This window comes from Rhizobium sp. 05N430, assembly GCF_056396985.1.
In genome coordinates this window covers 132,452-148,472 of the sequence record NZ_JBFTMO010000002.1, presented here as the reverse complement: position 1 = coordinate 148,472, position 16,021 = coordinate 132,452, and the positions used below count along the sequence as shown (strand labels likewise).

At 62.1% G+C, this 16,021-nt stretch carries 17 protein-coding genes; 7 read left to right on the top strand and 10 right to left on the bottom strand.

Annotated features, from left to right (window positions below):
• Positions 1–7 precede the first annotated feature (7 nt).
• From AC1DJO_RS04565 to AC1DJO_RS04525, 9 genes are all read right to left on the bottom strand, one after another.
• Entirely contained in the window at positions 8–868 is an 861-nt protein-coding gene (locus AC1DJO_RS04565) for a carbohydrate ABC transporter permease (protein ID WP_112597407.1), read from the bottom strand.
• Positions 865–1,749: a carbohydrate ABC transporter permease gene (locus AC1DJO_RS04560; protein ID WP_112388804.1), complete on the bottom strand. Its 885-nt coding sequence runs from the start codon at positions 1,747–1,749 to the stop codon at positions 865–867. The genes AC1DJO_RS04565 and AC1DJO_RS04560 overlap by 4 nt, the downstream gene beginning before the upstream one ends.
• A 12-nt stretch (positions 1,750–1,761) precedes the next feature.
• Complete coding sequence (locus AC1DJO_RS04555; RefSeq protein WP_310290629.1) at positions 1,762–2,919, bottom strand: Gfo/Idh/MocA family protein; 1,158 nt, start codon at positions 2,917–2,919, stop codon at positions 1,762–1,764.
• Between the two features lie 355 nt (positions 2,920–3,274).
• Positions 3,275–3,907 (bottom strand): hypothetical protein, encoded by a 633-nt coding sequence (locus AC1DJO_RS04550; protein WP_477969436.1) that lies wholly within the window; start codon positions 3,905–3,907, stop codon positions 3,275–3,277.
• A gap of 107 nt (positions 3,908–4,014) precedes the next feature.
• Positions 4,015–4,245, bottom strand: coding sequence for a WGR domain-containing protein (locus tag AC1DJO_RS04545; protein ID WP_477969434.1), 231 nt, complete (start codon positions 4,243–4,245; stop codon positions 4,015–4,017).
• A 104-nt stretch (positions 4,246–4,349) separates the two neighbouring features.
• Complete coding sequence (locus AC1DJO_RS04540; RefSeq protein ID WP_477969432.1) at positions 4,350–5,036, bottom strand: ABC transporter permease; 687 nt, start codon at positions 5,034–5,036, stop codon at positions 4,350–4,352.
• Entirely contained in the window at positions 5,033–5,737 is a 705-nt protein-coding gene (locus AC1DJO_RS04535; RefSeq protein ID WP_112538262.1) for an ABC transporter permease subunit, read from the bottom strand. The genes AC1DJO_RS04540 and AC1DJO_RS04535 overlap by 4 nt, the downstream gene beginning before the upstream one ends.
• A gap of 36 nt (positions 5,738–5,773) precedes the next feature.
• Positions 5,774–6,547, bottom strand: a complete 774-nt coding sequence (locus tag AC1DJO_RS04530; RefSeq protein WP_477969430.1) for a lysine/arginine/ornithine ABC transporter substrate-binding protein — start codon at positions 6,545–6,547, stop codon at positions 5,774–5,776.
• Between the two features lie 80 nt (positions 6,548–6,627).
• Positions 6,628–7,290 (bottom strand): helix-turn-helix transcriptional regulator, encoded by a 663-nt coding sequence (locus tag AC1DJO_RS04525; RefSeq protein ID WP_112388810.1) that lies wholly within the window; start codon positions 7,288–7,290, stop codon positions 6,628–6,630.
• 271 nt (positions 7,291–7,561) lie between these two features.
• Between AC1DJO_RS04525 and AC1DJO_RS04520 the strand changes: the two genes are divergently transcribed.
• Genes AC1DJO_RS04520 through AC1DJO_RS04490 form a run of 7 tightly spaced genes read left to right on the top strand, consistent with a single transcriptional unit; the run spans position 7,562 to position 14,685 of the window.
• On the top strand, positions 7,562–8,512 hold the full coding sequence (locus AC1DJO_RS04520) for a threonine/serine dehydratase (RefSeq protein ID WP_112538306.1): 951 nt from the start codon (positions 7,562–7,564) through the stop codon (positions 8,510–8,512).
• Positions 8,509–9,462: a Rossmann-fold NAD(P)-binding domain-containing protein gene (locus tag AC1DJO_RS04515; RefSeq protein ID WP_477969428.1), complete on the top strand. Its 954-nt coding sequence runs from the start codon at positions 8,509–8,511 to the stop codon at positions 9,460–9,462. Before AC1DJO_RS04520 ends, AC1DJO_RS04515 begins: the two co-directional genes overlap by 4 nt.
• A 46-nt stretch (positions 9,463–9,508) precedes the next feature.
• Complete coding sequence (locus AC1DJO_RS04510; RefSeq protein WP_477969426.1) at positions 9,509–10,666, top strand: M20 metallopeptidase family protein; 1,158 nt, start codon at positions 9,509–9,511, stop codon at positions 10,664–10,666.
• Positions 10,667–10,705: 39 nt separating this feature from the next.
• Positions 10,706–11,830, top strand: a complete 1,125-nt coding sequence (locus AC1DJO_RS04505) for a DUF2817 domain-containing protein (RefSeq protein WP_477969424.1) — start codon at positions 10,706–10,708, stop codon at positions 11,828–11,830.
• Complete coding sequence (locus AC1DJO_RS04500; RefSeq protein ID WP_477969422.1) at positions 11,827–12,816, top strand: ornithine cyclodeaminase family protein; 990 nt, start codon at positions 11,827–11,829, stop codon at positions 12,814–12,816. The genes AC1DJO_RS04505 and AC1DJO_RS04500 overlap by 4 nt, the downstream gene beginning before the upstream one ends.
• 20 nt (positions 12,817–12,836) lie before the next feature.
• Entirely contained in the window at positions 12,837–13,784 is a 948-nt protein-coding gene (locus AC1DJO_RS04495) for a threonine ammonia-lyase (protein ID WP_477969420.1), read from the top strand.
• Positions 13,785–13,806: 22 nt separating this feature from the next.
• Entirely contained in the window at positions 13,807–14,685 is an 879-nt protein-coding gene (locus tag AC1DJO_RS04490) for a hypothetical protein (protein WP_477969419.1), read from the top strand.
• 32 nt (positions 14,686–14,717) lie between these two features.
• On the opposite strand, the gene AC1DJO_RS04485 is transcribed toward AC1DJO_RS04490, so the two are convergent.
• Positions 14,718–15,875, bottom strand: coding sequence for a metallophosphoesterase (locus tag AC1DJO_RS04485; RefSeq protein ID WP_477969418.1), 1,158 nt, complete (start codon positions 15,873–15,875; stop codon positions 14,718–14,720).
• Positions 15,876–16,021: the final 146 nt, after the last annotated feature.

Sequence of the window (16,021 nt, the reverse complement as noted above, 5' to 3'; positions counted from 1 at the left end):
TTTTGTCTTACTGTTTCACCGCGCCCGCGGTCAGACCGCTGACGAGATACCGTTGAAGGAAGAAAATCACGATCATCGCCGGCGCGATGCCGACGAAGCTTGCCGCCATCAACTCGTTCCAGACGACTTCCTGGCGGCCGAAATAGGCAAACAGGCCGACCGGCAGAGGGGCGTATTCCGTCTTGGAGTTGAAGGTCAGGGCGTAGATGAATTGCTGGGCGTAGGAGCCGATGAAGGTGGTGATGGCAACGACGGTGATCCCCGGCATGGCGATCGGCAGGATGACCCGGCGCAGCGTATAGAAATGGCTGGCACCATCGACGAAGGCCGCTTCATCGAGCTCTCGCGGGATGCGCATCATATAGGTGCGTAGCAGCCAGATCGCCGATGGGATCAGGAAGGCGATGCCGGGAACCATGATGGCGAAATAGGTGTTCAGCAGCCCAAACGAGCGCATCAGCCGGAAGAGCGGGATGAGAAGAACGGCGCCCGAAAACATGTTGACCGCCAGGAACGCGCCGAGCAGCAACCCGGCGCCGCGGAATTCGAAACGAGCGAAGGCGTAGGAGGCCGGGACGACGAGGATCAGCACCACCGTCGTGACGATCGTCGAGATGAAGAAGGAGTTGAAGATGTAGCGCGCAAAGCCCGGTACGCTCACCCACATGGTCCGGTAGGCTTCGAACGAGCCGTTTTCGGGAATGAAGCGATAGGGGGACGAAAACAGCTGGCTGAGCGGCTTCAGCGAGACGAGGAAGCCCTCGACGAAAGGGGCGAGAACGAAGGTGAGGAACACAAGGATACCGGCATAGATGCCGACGATCTCGTACCATTTATAGCGGTTGATCAGCAGATGCGGCGTTCTCATCGCTTGTCTCCGGAAGAAAGACGGCTGGTGATGCGGAAGTAGCAGACGCAGAAGATCGACAGGAAGATGCAGATCAGCACAGCGCGCGCAGCGCCCTCGCCATATTTGTTGGAGCCGATCGCCGTCTTGTAGGTGTCGATAATCATCGTCGTCGTCTCGCCGCTCGGACCGCCGCGCGTGAGAATCCAGATGATGTCGAAGGAATTGAAGGTCGAGATCAGCGACAGCATCGACATGGTGATCATCGACGGCACGATCAGCGGCAGGGTGATGCGGCGGAAGCGATAGAAACGTCCGGCGCCGTCTGTCCAGGCCGCTTCGTAAAGATCCTGCGGGATCGCCTGCATGGCCGCCAGCATGTAGAGCGTCACCATCGGCACGCCGATCCAGACGTCGGTGATGATGGTCGCCCAGAAGGCCGTCGATCCCTCGGCAAGGAAGGCGACGGGACCCGACGCCAGGCCGAAGCGCTGCAGCATGCCGGAGATCATGCCGAACTGGCCGTTATACATCCAGCCCCACATGAAGATGCCGATCGCCATCGGAACGATCCAGGGCGGCATGGTCAGCACGCGAAACAGCGCGCGGCCGGGCACGGCGGAATTCAGCATCGTGGCGCCGAAGACCCCGATGATCATCTTGATCGACACTGAGAAGAACGTCCAGATGAAGGTCCGGATGATGACCTCGGCGAAGGTCGAGTTGAAGATCTTGCCGTAATTGACCCAGCCCACCCAATTGGTGGTCTTCTTCAGCGACGCGTCGGTGAATGACAGGATGAACGTGTCAAGCAGCGGATAGGCGACAATGACTGTCACATAAAGGACGGCCGGAAAGAGGAGGAGCCAGGCGAAGATGACTGTGCTGCGTTGAACACCCATCTCCAGCCCTCCTCAAGCCGCTCTTGCGTGAAGGGCTTCGTCGAAGCGGTCCCAGACGGGACGCAGGTCGACGATCGTCTTTTTCATTCGCGCCTCATCCATGGCAAGCGCCAGAATGCCGGCTTCCAATGCGTTCAGGGTCGAGACCGGCAACTCGAGGCCGGTGCGCACACTTTCGAGAATATCAGCGGCCATCTGTTCGTCGGCGCCGTAATGCTGAGAAAGCTCGGTTGCGGCATATTTGGTCTCGAAGACCTTCTTGCCGGTCAGCTGCTCGTGAACATCGAGATAGCCGCGCACGAAATCGCCTTCCGCCATACCGCGCGATCCCATGATCGCGAAACGGCGGAACTGGTCGGGGACATTGAGGTTGGTGTGGAAATTCATGCCGACGCCATTGGCATATTCGACGATTGCGACCTGATAGTCGATGATATCGGCGTCGCTGTCGAACACCTTGTCGGATCCCATCCAGCCGCTTGGCTTGCGATGGAAGAGTTCGAGGTCGTTGATGCCTTCGCGGGCCGGGTCGTTGGCGGGCGTGAAGCTCTTGCGGCCGCCGAAGCTGGCGACGCGCTCGGGCCGGGCGCCGACGACACCATTGTAGAGGTCGAGATCGTGGCAGCACTTTTCCAGCATGAAGCTGCCGGAATAGCGCTCGTAGCGGCGCCAGTCGCGCATGAAGAAGGCGCCGTGATAGGGCTCGATATGCTCGGAGGCCTCGATGGAAACGATATGACCGAGCTTGCCTTCCGCCTGAACGGCGCGCAGGTCCTTGTAAAGCGGCGAATAGCGCAGCACGAGACCGACCATCAGCCGCTCATGGCCAAACTTCGCCATCAGGTGCGCGAGCTCGATGCTCTCGGCGATGGTGGTGACGATCGGCTTTTCGCAGAAAACCTTGAGGCCGGATTCAAGGCCGAGGCGGATGTGATCGAGATGCATGTGATTGGGAGAGCCGATCATCAAGAGATCGAGCTTTTCGGAAGCGAGGAGTTCCTGCGGCGTGCCATAGGCCTTGCCGACGGAGATACCCTTTTCCTGCAACCCCGGAAGTCCCGCGGGCTCCGGATCGACATAGCCAACGATTTCGAAGCTGCTGTCGATTGCCGTGAAGACATGGCCGAGGTAGCCGAGCCGGAATCCCAGCCCTATGATTCCCACTTTCATCCCGATGACGTTCCCAATTTAGTAATTTATTTTCTTCAAGTTGGGACAAAAATCAGAGGCCGTCAACCGAAAACGGGCCTGAAAGCGCATTGATGAAATTTATTTTCATCATATACGATCTAGGCGCAGTTTTCGCGGTTTAAACGCAAGCGCCACTTGCGGCCGGCGGGGCGGCCGCTGCGCGATAAGTGAAACTGGTTTCTATTTCCGGCACCAGTTGCGCCCGAAAACAGTTTTCAGGGAAATGCCCGTTCAACTCAGACTACGCCCGGGGTTGGCGTTCGGCAAGCCATACCAGATAGCGGCGCCCGGACACGCTGCGATGGCGTGCCGCAGGGCTCAGAGGTGGCTGCGATCACTCTCCGGCCGAACGTCCGGTCGCGAGTTCCAGCTTGCGCAGGCAGTCGTCATTGCCGGCGAAACGGAAGATGCCATAGACGGCAAGACCGAGATCCTCGCTGCCCGATATCGTCAGGCTGGCCGATTCAGCGTTGCCGAAACGCAGCGACAGATCGTTCCACTGGTCGAAAATCTGCCTGTCTTCGTTGATGATCGCGGCCTCGAACTGACTGTTGTCGCGCAGCTCGCCGTCTTCGGCACGGTCGACGGTCTCGTCGGGTTTTCCAAGCTGGCGGCTCATCAGCTGGTAGGCCTTGGCGAACAGGGCGCGAGTCTTGCGGCCATCTTCGTCGCCGGCGATATAAGGCGAGACCGCCGAGATGTTGCAGATCCCGGTGCCCTTCACATAGGCGAGAATATACTCGTTGAAGAGACTGCTGGCTTCCGGGGCCCCCTTACAGACATATTGCCCGGTCGCATCCGCGCTGCTGCTGCCGCCATCGATCGCCTCGCAGCCAAGCGCCGAAGGACGCATGTCCTGCGCAATGCCGAAGGGCAGCATCGGCGGAGACGTGTCCTGCGGCGCGGCCGATGGGGTGACGATTGCCGCCGCAAGCGCAATCGGAAGCATGCCGAAATCGAAAGCCATCATGTCCTCGTCAGCGATTCCGTTTCAGTCAATCGCATGACAGGCGCGCGATTGCCACCGTCAGCCAAACGCAGCTGTGGACAAGCACGTTCCTTCACGAACAGGCATCAGCCTGTAACATAGCCACGCTTGAGCTTGGCGCGGACGAGGCGGGTCATGCGCGAAGCGGCCTGCTCAGCCCCGGCGTAGAGATCGAGCCGGCTGTGTCCTTTCGTGCCGAGGCGGCCCCAGCAGCGCAGGACGGCATGATCGCCGAACAGGCTTCGTTCGATCGATACGAGATAGAACCGGGCCATGTTGCGGGCCGGATCGCGGCGTGTGAGGAGGACGACATCCATACCCCGAGATTCGCATTCGCGCGGTGCCGGCGTCCAACGACGAATAGGAATCGGTGCGGCTGGATCGATTCATGTTGGTGATGAATACAGGCCCCGGGAAGCGTTCAGCGGGCGCCTTTCAGGCGGAAGCGTGCCTCGAGGTGATTCCAGCTGCGCCTGAGAATTTCGACGATGACGATGTAGATGACCGCTGCGGCGACATAGAGCTGGAAGTCGTAGGTGCGCTGAAAGGCGAAGCGCGTGGCCCCGAGCAGGTCGTAGACGGTGACGACGCTCGCCACCGCGCTGCCTTTGAGGACGAGTACGACTTCGTTGCCGAAACCACGCAGGCCGTGACGCGCCGCCTGCGGCGCGACGATCATCAGCATCGCCAGCCACGGTTTCAGAGCAAGAGCCTTGGCGGCTTCCATCTGTCCGCGCGGAACGGCAAGCACCGCACCGCGGAAGATCTCGGATTGATAGGCCGCAGTGTTGAGGCTGAAGGTCAAAAGCACGCAGAATTGCGGCTCGCGGAACAGCGGCCAGAGGCCGAGGGCCTGCAATTCCGGCCGGAATTGTCCCGAGCCATAATAGACCAGGAACACCTGGGCGAGCAGCGGCGTGCCGCGTACGGCATAGGAATAGGCATAGGCTGCAGCCCTCACCGCCTTGGGACCGGACAGGCGTGCCCAGGTGAGGAACGCGGCGAGGATTGCCCCGAGCGCAATGGAGATCACCGTCAGCTCGATGGTGATGAGCAGGCCTGAGAATAGCCGCCCGCCATATTGCTGGAAAACGTCGAGATCGATCATCGGGCGTCTCCCCAACCGCGATTGGCGTAGCGCTCGAGTGCCGAGAGCACGGTGCTCGAGATCATCGTCAGCAGCAAATAGATGCCGCAGGCGGCGGCGTAAAACAGGAAAGGCTGCTTTGTCTGGCCGGATGCCAGATAGGCTTGGCGCAGGATGTCGTCGAGGGCGATGACCGAAACAAGCGACGTTTCCTTGAGAAGCGCCAGCCAGCAATTGCCGAGCCCCGGCAGGGCCGGGCGCAGAAGCTGCGGAAAGATCACTTTCAGGAACAGCGGAAAGGGCTTGAGACCGAGGCTCAACCCCGCCTCGATCTGGCCGCGGTCGATGCCGCGCAGCGCGCCGAGAAGGATTTCGCTGGAATAGGCGGCAAATACGGCGCCGAGCGCAATAACGCCGGCGATGAACGGGCTGAGTTCGAGATTGACACTGTAGCCCATCCATTCGCCGATCGTGCGGATGGCGATAGAGGAGCCGTAGTAGATCAGGAGAAGCGTCAGCAATTCGGGCAGACCGCGGAACGCGGTGGTGAATGCTTCGCCGAATGCCCGCAGCGCTTTGCTGCGGGCATTCTTCATCAAGGCGAGTGCGAGCCCCAGCGCGAAACCGAAGGGCAGGGTCGTCAGCGCCAGCTCTACCGTCAGCAGAGTACCGGCGAGTAGCTGACCGCCCCAGCCATTCGCGCCAAATCCGAGAGTTTCCATATGCCTCTTCGTCTCCAGGGGCTCGGCAGAGCGGGCTTAGTAGATCGAGAAGGGGAAGTACTTCGCGTTGATCGTCTTGTAGGTGCCGTCGGCGACGATCGCGGCCAGAGCCTTGTTCATCTTTTCCTGCAGCTCCGGTTCGGCCTGGCGGATGCCGATGCCGACGCCGTCACCCAGATAGTGCGAGTCCTTGATGTCGTTGCCGGTCAGCTGGCAGCAATCGTTGCCCGACTTCTTGAACCACTCGGTCAGCGTGATCTTGTCGGCCATGACGGCATCGACGCGGCCGGCGACGAGATCGAGAAGCGCTTCGTCAACGGTGCCATACTGGCGGACTTCGGCGTCCTTGTACTTGTCTTCGATCAGCGTCGAGAAGGTCGAGGAGGACTGAACGCCGAGCGTCTTGCCCTTCAGGTCGTCAGGCGTGTTGCCCGGCAGCGGCGCCGACTTCAGAACCGCCATCGCACCAGCCGTGTGGTAGTAGGGGTTGGTGAAAGCGATCTTCTTCTTGCGCTCGTCGGTGATCGACATCGAAGCGACGATCGCATCGTAGTGGTGAGCGAGAAGGCCAGGAATGATGCCGTCCCAATCCTGCGCCACGATCTTGCAGTCGGCCTTCATGTTGTCGCAGAGCGCCTTGGCGATATCGACGTCGAAACCGGCCAGCGTGCCGTCTGCCTGCTTGAAGTTGAAGGGAGGATAGGCGCCTTCGGTGGCGATGGTCAGCGTGTCCTGGGCACTGGCGGTGGTCGCCGAAAGCCCGAGAAGGCCGAATGCCGTCAGTGCTGCAGCTGCAATAGTCCTGTTCATCTCAGTTCCCTTTATCATTATGGTGGTTGCTTGCCGGAAGCCGCCCTTGGAACGCTGATGCCGTTCCGCGCCGGGCGGCCTTAAATTTCCTCCAAGGATCCGTAGTTCTCGGAAGAATTGCTGCCGCTCTTTTTCTGCCTCAGGTCTTTCAGGTGCTTGTAGAGCGTCGCGCGCGACATCTTCAGCACCTCGGCGATGTAAGGTGTGGCGTTGCGGATCGAGAAAATGCCCTGGCGATCGAGAATGCCGACCAGTTCGCTCAGATCGTCCTTGCTGAGGCCTGCCTCGGTCAGCCGCTTCTCGCGCAGATATGCGTCGATCGTGGCGCTGACCACCTCTTTCCAGTCGCTCTTGAAGAGCGCTGCCGGCGGATCCGACGGTGGCGAGAACTGAATGAGGTTGCGGATGAATTCGACGGCACCTTCGAAGGCGGAGATATCGAGGTTGACGCAGAGAAGTCCGACCGGCCGCTCGGCGTGATCGCGCAGCACTGCGGTGACGGAGCGAAGCTGGCGCCGATCCCAATTGGTCTTGCGGTACGGCCCGATCACCGAGGAGTCGATCGAGATCGCCACATCGAGATCGGTCATCGACGAGTCGCCCGGCCGGCGCTTCGAAAAGGCGTTGGCGATATAGGCGATGTTGCCGGTTGCGAGGTCATGCAGAACCACTTCGGCATGCGGCTGCAGCAGCGTTGCGATCGCCTGGCAAACGGGGACGTAGGGTTTCAGAACTTCCTTCATAAGCAACAGTTACGGCCGATGAGACATTTTGTCAATTCAGACATATTGTCTCAAACGAGATCCGGGTATAGGAGATTGGAAGGGAGGAAGTGGAGTGCGTAATAGAGGCATGGACCAGCATTTCAGCGCTGGTTTTTATCGCTTCTGTATCGGCACCGAATTTCTCAAGTCGAGGTTGTGGATGCAGACGCAGTGTCTCCCGATGGATTTTCTGTCTAATCTTCTGTCCGCCGAGACGATCCTGCGCCGGCCTTCAAGAATGGAGTTTTACATGAGCATTTCCGAGACCATCGAAGCGGCAGAACGCCGTATCCGGCCATACGCGCGGGAAACCCTGCTGGAGCCTTCGCCGGTGTTTTCAAGCCGGGTGGGCCAGGAGGTTCTCCTCAAGCTTGAAAACCTGCAGCATACCGGATCCTTCAAGCTGCGCGGCGCACTGAACAAGATCCTGGCGATGGGCAGCGAGGCGACGAAGACCAAGGTAGTCACCGCCTCATCCGGAAATCACGGCGCTGCCGTTGCCTATGCTTTGCGCGTCATCGGCGGCAAGGGTCTGGTGTTCGTCCCCGAGGGTGCATCGCCCTCGAAGGTCGCCAATATCCGGAACCTCGGCGCCGAGGTGGAATTCTTCGGTGACGACAGCATCGATACCGAAATCCACGCCCGCGCCTATGCTGCGGAACATGGCTGCCTGTATGTTCCGCCTTACAACGACTATGAGGTCATGCGCGGCCAGGGCACCATCGGCGTCGAGCTGATGCGTCAGAGCCAGCCGATAGACAACCTCTTCATCTCCGTCGGCGGCGGCGGTCTGATCGGCGGTATTGCCGCCTATATCAAGGCCGTCTCGCCGAACACCCGTATCATCGGCTGCTCGCCTGCGGCATCCTGCGTGATGGCGCGCTCGGTCGAGGCCGGTTCGGTTCTCGATCTTCCGTCTGACGATACGCTTTCCGATGGCACGGCCGGTGGCCTCGAATCCGATACGATCACCTTCCCCTTCTGCCGCGATCTCGTCGATCACTGGATCGACGTTTCAGAAGAAGAGATCGCCGAGGCGATGCGTACCTTCATCGACGGCCACCACATGCTGCTCGAAGGTGCGGCCGGTGTCGCACTCGCGGGCCTTTGCAAGGCCGGTGCCGAATGGACCCGCGGCCGCTCGGTCGCCGTCATCTGTGGCGCGAATATCAGCCGCGATGTTCTGAGGAGCGTGATTTGAGCGCGCCACGGCTGTTTTCTCCGGAGGAAATCAGAAAGCGCCTCGAGACGGTGGATCCCGTCCTTTGCGTGGAAGAGGCATTTCGCTCCTTCTCGCGCGGCGAAGCCATCGTCCCGCCGCCGGGCGAGTTGATCTTCGACAACCCGCCGGGCGATGTGCATATCAAGTACGGCTATATCGGCGGCGGCGCGTTCTATGTCGTCAAGATCGCCTCCGGTTTCTACGAGAACCCGCGCCATGGTCTGCCGAGCAGCAACGGCGTGATGCTGGCCTTCGATCGCCAGACGGGCGCGCTTGCGGCCATTCTCGACGATCGCGGCCATCTGACGGATATACGCACGGCTGCGGCAGGCGCCGTCGCGGCGAAGTATCTGGCCCCCGAAAACGTCGAGACGATCGGTGTCATCGGTACTGGTCTGCAGGCCGAGCTTCAGGTCAAATTCCTGCAATCCGTCAGGCCCTGCAAGAACATTCTCGTCTGGGGCCGGCGGGCGGAAGCTGCCGAAAGCTATGCCGAGCGGATGCGCAAGGACGGTTACACGGTCGCAGTCGCATCGAGCGTCGAGGATGTGGCGGAACGCTGCCGGATCATCGTCACGACCACCGCAAGCCACGAGCCGCATCTCCATGGCGCCATGATCCGCCCGGGAACGCATGTGACCGCGATGGGCGCCGATACGCCCGACAAGCGCGAACTGCATGCCGATATTTTCGCCGCTGCCGATCTGGTTGCCGTCGATAGCCGCGTCCAGGGCGCGCTGCGCGGCGACCTGAAAGGTGCGCTGGATGCCCGGACTGTCGAACTCGAGCGCGTCAGCGAACTGGGTCAGATCATCGCCGGCACGGCGAAGGGGCGGTCCAGCGCCGGTCAGGTGACCGTTGCAGCACTCACCGGTCTGGCGGTGCAGGACGTGGCGATCGCATCGGCGGTTATCGCCGGAGATATCTGATGCCTGCCGCGCCGCGTGCGGTGTCCGGGTTCAACGAGGTGACGTCATGTTTCAGACGATAGTGGATGCCTTCCCCCAGCTGCGGGACATGCGCCGCACCATGCATGCGCATCCGGAGCTGTCGCTCGAGGAAGCGTGGACCGCAGCCTTTGTCGCCGAGCGTCTGCGCGAGCTCGGGATCGAGGTTCATACCGGGATCGGTGGCCACGGTGTTGTCGGCGTCATTCACGGATCGGCCCCTGGACCAGCCATTGCCTTGCGCGCCGATATGGATGCGCTGGCAATAGAGGAACAGAGCGGCCGTCCCTATGCGTCGGAGATTCCCGGCAAGATGCATGCCTGCGGCCATGACGGCCATGTGGCGATCCTGATCGGCGCGGCGATGCACCTTGCCCGCACGCGGCGTTTCCGCGGAACGGTCTATCTGTTTTTCCAGCCGGCCGAGGAGCGCTATGGCGGCGCCCAGCACATGATCGACAACGGGCTGCTCGCCCGCTTTCCGGCGGAGCGCGTCTTCGGCCTGCACAACTGGCCGGGCCTCAGGGCCGGTGCCATCGTCGTCCACGACGGGCCTGTCATGGCCGGAACCGGGGAATTCGAGGTCACGTTCACGGCCGCCGGTGCGCATGCGGCCATGCCGCATCTGACCGGTGATCCGATCTTGGCCGGGTCGCATTTCGTCACCGGCGTCCAGCAGATTGCCGCACGCGCCATCGATCCGCTCAGCGCCTCGGTCGTCACCATCGGTTCCTTCCAGGGTGGACACGCGCAGAATATCATTTCCAAGACGTCGATCCTCACGGGGACCTTCCGCGCCTTCGGCCTGGACGTGCTGCAGCTGATCCAGCGCCGCCTCGAAGAGATCGTCCGCTCGGCCGCGGCAATTGCCGGAACGGAGGGTGCGATCCGTTTCGACGATGGTCTGTGTCCGCCAGTCGTCAATACGCGGGCGGAAGCCAGGCTGATGCGCGATGCAGCCACCGAGCTTTTTGGCGAAAGCGAGGTCGAAACCTTGCCGCCGACGATGGCGGGCGACGATTTCGGCGTGTTCCTGCAACATCTGCCCGGCGCCTATATCTGGATCGGGAACGGCACTGCCGGCGAAAGTGCCGGGCTGCATCTGCCGAACTACGACTTCAACGACGACATTCTCGTGCGTGGCGCAAGCCTGCTTGCCGCGACGGCGGAACGGGCGCTGGCGTGATGTCCGCTATGCCTGTGATGATATCAGGGAAATGTAGCCATGTATGATCGCAGCTTCCTGGAGGATTTTTCGGCGACCTTTCCCGCGGCGCGCCAGAAATTTCTCGATGCGTGCCGGGATGCGGCAATTCTCGAAACCTTTCCTCATCCGCTCAAAGGTCCAGACGGCGAAGAGCTCGCAACCGATATCGCCTATTTCGGCCGCATCGATGCGCCATATCTGATCGTCTCGGTTTCGGGCACCCATGGTGTCGAGGGCTGGGCAGGTTCTGCCTGCCAGACAGGCTGGGCGCACCGCGACTTGGCGCTGCCCGATGACGTCGCAATGCTGCATATCCATGCCATCAATCCTTGGGGCATGGCCTGGGACCGGCGTCAGCAGGAAGAGAATGTTGACCTCAACCGTCACTATGTCGATTTCGCCTGCGTTCCGGCCAATCCCGATTATGCGAAACTCTACGAGCACGTGATGTGCCCTGAGGACGATACCAGCCGGCGCAGCGCGGCCAATGCGGCGCTCGCCGCCTATCGCGAGAAGCATGGCCGTCTGACCTCCGGCATGACCCTGCAGGGCGGTCAGTATTCTTTCCCGGATGCGCCATCCTATGGCGGGTCGGCACCAGTCTGGAGCCGCCGGATTGTCGATGAGATCTTCGCCCGCTATTGCGGCAAGGCCAGGCGCGTCGCCGTCGTCGATGTCCACACGGGCTACGGCCCCTATGGCTACGGCATTCCACTCTGGCACATGTCCGGCGGGCCGCAGCTTGAGAAGGCGCGCACCCTTTTCGGCCCAACCATCGAGGCGCCGCTGGCAGGCGATCGTGCCCATGAGGAATTCATCCAGCACGGCCATTTCTATGGCTATTGCGAACGCCAGATCGCCAAGGCCGATGTCATCGCCATGTGCCTGGAATTCGGCGGCGAATGGCTGGCGGATGGACAGAGGGCGCGGCTGGAACGCAACGATGCGCTGCTGTGGCGCGATGGCGACCGTCTCTCGGCCGAAGCGCGCGCCGCGCGCCGCCGCTGGCGCGATCTGCATTGCCCCGACAGCGACGACTGGCGCGAGATGGTCTGGTTCCGCGGCCGCCAGGTCTTCCGTGAAATGGTCGAGCGCATCCGGCTCGATGACGAAACCTCTATGCCCGAAATGAACCAAGCATGACATTACGCATTATCGATCAACCCGTTGTTCGCCAACTCCTCACCATGCCCGTCTGCATCGATCTGATGGAGCAAGCGATGCAGCAGACCGCCCAGGGTGAAACGCTGCAGCCGCCGCGCTGGATCATGGGTCTGCCGGGAGACCGCGGCCGGGGCTTCGGGCTGATGCCGGGGGCGATGAAGGAACCGGCGGGCTTCGGCGCCAAGCTGACGGCCGTCTATCCCGAGAACGGCGCCAAGGGACTGCAATCGCATCGCGGTATTATCGCGCTTTTCGACACAGAAACCGGTGCGCCGGTGGCGATCGTCCATGGCGGCGAGGTGACGGCCATCAGAACGGCAGCCGCCAGCGCGCTCGCAACGCGCCTGTTGGCACGCCCGGACGCCAGTGATCTGGCGATCCTCGGATATGGGGAACAGGCGCTTCAGCATCTGAAGGCGATGGCGGCTGTCCGTACGCTCAGCCGTGTCCGTGTCTGGGGCCGTTCGCAGGAACGCGCCGAACATTTTGCCCGCGAGGGCCGGGCGCTTGTCGATTGCGCCATCGAAGTTTCCCCATCGGTCGAAGCAGCTGTTTCGGGTGCAAGTCTGATCTGCACGGTGACGGGTGCGGCCGAACCTGTTCTTGCCGGCCGGATGATCAGCCCGGGTGCGCATCTCAACGTGGTCGGCTCAAGCGTTGCCGCCGCCCGCGAGATCGACGTCGATGCCGTTGAGCGCTCGCGCTTCTTCGTCGATTACAAACCCTCGACGCTGCTGCAGGGCGGAGAGTTTCTGGCCGCGAAACGCGAGGGCCGCGTGAGCGACAATCATATCATCGGCGAGATCGGCGAGATCCTGATCGGCCGCAAGACCGGGCGCCAGACGGCCGATGAGATTACGATCTACAAGTCGCTCGGGATTCCCGCCGAGGATCTCGTCTGCGCGCATTTTCTTTACACGGCTGCCACCGAGCAAGGGCTCGGCGCCAGCGTCGATTTTTCCTGAAACGGACGGAGATGGATCATATGAGCCTGCTTGACGACATCGAACGCGCCCGAGCCGCCGTCCAGCCGCATATCCATCGCACGCCGCTTTGGCACTCCTCGACGCTTTCCAAGCTTGTCGGCGAGGACGTCTATCTGAAGGCGGAGCTTTTCCAGAAAACCGGCTCCTACAAGCCGCGCGGCATGATCTGGGCGCTGATGTCCCTCTCCGATGCCGAGCGGGCGGCCGGTGCCATCACCTTTTCGGCCGGCAACGCGGCGCAGGGGCTCGCCTACGCGGGAACGGCGCTCGGCGTGAAGACCGTCGTCGTCATGGCTGCGACCGCCAACCCGACCAAGGTGCAGGCGACCAAGGATTACGGCGCAGAGGTGATCCTGCACGGCACGCCGCAGGAAGCGGCGCAGTTCTGCCTCGATACAGCGCGGCAACGTGGCCTCACCTATATCTCCTCCTATGACGACGATGCGCTGATGACCGGCCATGCCTCGCTCGGCTGCGAGATCTTCGAGGATCTTCCTGACGTCGCGACGATCTTCCTCGGCATGGGCGGCGGCGGCATGGCAGGTGGGCTTGCCAAGGCGGCGATCGCCCACAGCCATTCCGTCTCGCTGGTCGGCATCGAGCCCGAGGGGGCGCCGGCGATGTACGAAAGCCTGAAGACGGGAAGCGCCGTGCGGCTGCCTGTCGTCAAGACGATCGCCGATGGTCTGGCCGCGCCAAGTGCCGGCGTCAAGTGCTTCGAGCTTGTCCGCCAGCGGTTCGAGGACGTGTTGCTTGTTGACGACGAAGCGATCGTCGGCGCAATGAAGCTTCTGATGCAGCGTTGCAAGCTCACCCCCGAGCCCGCAGGTGCCGCGGCGCTGGCGGGTCTCCTTGCCAATCGCGAGCGGGTGCGCGGCAAGGGACCGGTCGTCTGCGTCGTTTCCGGCGGCAATGTCGATCTCGCGCTGCTCAAGCAGTGGCTTTGACCAATTTATCAAGGATAGCATTATGCGTTTTCAAACAGATGTCAGGGACAGCACACGGATTGGCTTTGCCAGCGGCGATGTGAGCGGCAGCGGCAAGGTGCTGTTTGCGGCTGCTGGGCCTGACGGCAACACGCTCGTCATATGCGATGAGACGCCGGTTCATCCGGTGAGCTTCCGCTGGCCGGACCAGCCCGCCGATCGCGGCGTTATGATCACGGCCGGCGGACAGCGCCTGGAGATCACCGATGCCTGGACCGGCATGGCCAATGCCGAAACCGGCGAGCTCGTTCTCGGCGAAGACGCCCGGGCGCTCGGCCGCACCGGGGACGAATGGAAGAGCGTCGTCATCCATGTGATCACAGGTGACGCGCCTGCTGCTGGCGAGACCGTCAGCATCGAGGTCGATGCCTACCGCCGGCGCAAGCTCAGCCTGGCCCACACGGCAGCTCACCTCTCGGCCTTTGCGCTCAACCGCGCCGCCAAGAGCTACTGGACCAAGGAGGGCGCCGCGCGCGATACGCTCGGAAGTCCCGATTTCGACAAGGAAGCGATCGTCAGCGCGCTGCTGTCGGAGCAGGCGTCGGTCGATACCTATCGCGTCGGCAAGACGCTGCGCAAAAAGGGCTTCGAACTCGAGAGCTTCGTCGCCGACCTCCCGGCCGTCATTGAGGCGATCAACGAGACGCTGCGCGGCTGGCTTTCTCAGCCCACAGCCATCTCGCTCACGCCGGTTCCCTCGACGCTCGATACGCGGCGCCTCTGGGAATGCCTTCTCGATGGCAAGCAGGCGCAGATGTATTGCGCTGGAACCCACGTGGCGAGCCTCCAGGACATCGCCGCGATCACCGTGTCGATCGAGCCGGTCGATGGTGGCGTCGTCATGCACACGGCAGCACGCTGAGCGGATAGTAAAACACCTGCAAGGCGGCGGCCTCAGCCGCCTTGCACAAGGCGCAGCCGCGTGATTTCCGAAGGCGCAAAAAGCCTGATCGGCGGTCCCCAATAGCCGGTTCCCCGGCTGGTATAGACCCAGAGATCGCCAAGCTTTGCCAGCCCGTGAACGAAGGGCTGTTGCATCCGCACGAAAAACATCCACGGCAGAAACTGGCCACCATGGGTGTGGCCGGAGAGCTGCAGGGTGAAACCCGCCTTCGAAGCCTCGGGGGCGCTACGCGGCTGATGGGCCAAAAGCAGCCGGAAGGACGCATCGCCGGGTGCGCCCTTGGCGGCCTTAGCCGGATCGCTCTGATGCCTTGGGTCGAAATGACCGCCGCCATAATCGGTGACACCGGCAATGACGGCCTGCGCGCCGTGGTGATCGATGACCACGTGCTCGTTCATCAGCACCGTCAGCCCCAGCCGGCGAAACTCGCTGATCCACGGATCGGCGCCCGAATAATATTCATGATTGCCGGTGACGAAAAACGTGCCATGGGGAGCCGCCAGGTCCGCCAGCGGCTGCGTGTGCTTCTGCAGCTGCGGCACCGAGCCATCGACGGCGTCGCCCGTCACGGCGATGAGGTCAGGCTTCAGCGCGTTGACCGTCGCGACGATCTTTTCGACATAGCCGCGCTTGATCGTCGGGCCGATGTGAATGTCGCTGACCTGGACGATGGTGAAGCCGTCGAGCGCCGCATCAAGTCCGGCGACCGGTACATCAACCGTTTTCACCGGCGCGCGGCGGCGTGCGAAATAGAGGCCGAGAAGGCTGAGAAGCAGCGCAAGCGCGGGGACGCCGAGTGCGGTGAATTCCGCAAAGGACCGGACGGGCGTACCCGCCCCCGATACCCATCCGGCGATGGCGAGCGCGATCAGCGCGATGTCGCGCAGGACCGTGAGAACGAGCAGAGACGAGAAGAAGCCCATGGCGGAGAGCCCCGCCCATGCCAGCAGATCTGACAGTGGCTGGCGGCTGATCATTCGGGCTGCCATGCCAAGCGGTATCAGGGTCACGGAAGCGGCAAGGGCGATGACCGCCAGCCACTTCAGCGCACCATCGACGGGTGCTGCGGGTATCAGCCGGATGCCGACATAGAGATGCATCAGAAGGCCGATGGCCATGACGCGGACGAAGAAGGCGGAAGGGCGCATGAAAAATCCGTCAATGGAAGCCGGCCGCGATAATGCGAGAGCGGCGTGCCAGAGCAAATAGGAACTGTGGCACGCCAGTAAAAGAGGCCATGCTGCTCGGCCATCTCGGCGGCAGCCTCTTGCGGAAGCGGCACGCCGTCGAACCC

Excerpts from the sequence above, each read along its gene's own strand:
- AC1DJO_RS04565 (WP_112597407.1), bottom strand. The coding sequence starts at position 868 with ATGAGAACGCCGCATCTGCTGATCAACCGCTATAAATGGTACGAGATC.
- AC1DJO_RS04560 (WP_112388804.1), bottom strand. The coding sequence starts at position 1,749 with ATGGGTGTTCAACGCAGCACAGTCATCTTCGCCTGGCTCCTCCTCTTT.
- AC1DJO_RS04555 (WP_310290629.1), bottom strand. The coding sequence starts at position 2,919 with ATGAAAGTGGGAATCATAGGGCTGGGATTCCGGCTCGGCTACCTCGGC.
- AC1DJO_RS04550 (WP_477969436.1), bottom strand. The coding sequence starts at position 3,907 with ATGGCTTTCGATTTCGGCATGCTTCCGATTGCGCTTGCGGCGGCAATC.
- AC1DJO_RS04545 (WP_477969434.1), bottom strand. The coding sequence starts at position 4,245 with ATGGATGTCGTCCTCCTCACACGCCGCGATCCGGCCCGCAACATGGCC.
- AC1DJO_RS04540 (WP_477969432.1), bottom strand. The coding sequence starts at position 5,036 with ATGATCGATCTCGACGTTTTCCAGCAATATGGCGGGCGGCTATTCTCA.
- AC1DJO_RS04535 (WP_112538262.1), bottom strand. The coding sequence starts at position 5,737 with ATGGAAACTCTCGGATTTGGCGCGAATGGCTGGGGCGGTCAGCTACTC.
- AC1DJO_RS04530 (WP_477969430.1), bottom strand. The coding sequence starts at position 6,547 with ATGAACAGGACTATTGCAGCTGCAGCACTGACGGCATTCGGCCTTCTC.
- AC1DJO_RS04525 (WP_112388810.1), bottom strand. The coding sequence starts at position 7,290 with ATGAAGGAAGTTCTGAAACCCTACGTCCCCGTTTGCCAGGCGATCGCA.
- AC1DJO_RS04520 (WP_112538306.1), top strand. The coding sequence starts at position 7,562 with ATGAGCATTTCCGAGACCATCGAAGCGGCAGAACGCCGTATCCGGCCA.
- AC1DJO_RS04510 (WP_477969426.1), top strand. The coding sequence starts at position 9,509 with ATGTTTCAGACGATAGTGGATGCCTTCCCCCAGCTGCGGGACATGCGC.
- AC1DJO_RS04505 (WP_477969424.1), top strand. The coding sequence starts at position 10,706 with ATGTATGATCGCAGCTTCCTGGAGGATTTTTCGGCGACCTTTCCCGCG.
- AC1DJO_RS04500 (WP_477969422.1), top strand. The coding sequence starts at position 11,827 with ATGACATTACGCATTATCGATCAACCCGTTGTTCGCCAACTCCTCACC.
- AC1DJO_RS04495 (WP_477969420.1), top strand. The coding sequence starts at position 12,837 with ATGAGCCTGCTTGACGACATCGAACGCGCCCGAGCCGCCGTCCAGCCG.
- AC1DJO_RS04490 (WP_477969419.1), top strand. The coding sequence starts at position 13,807 with ATGCGTTTTCAAACAGATGTCAGGGACAGCACACGGATTGGCTTTGCC.
- AC1DJO_RS04485 (WP_477969418.1), bottom strand. The coding sequence starts at position 15,875 with ATGCGCCCTTCCGCCTTCTTCGTCCGCGTCATGGCCATCGGCCTTCTG.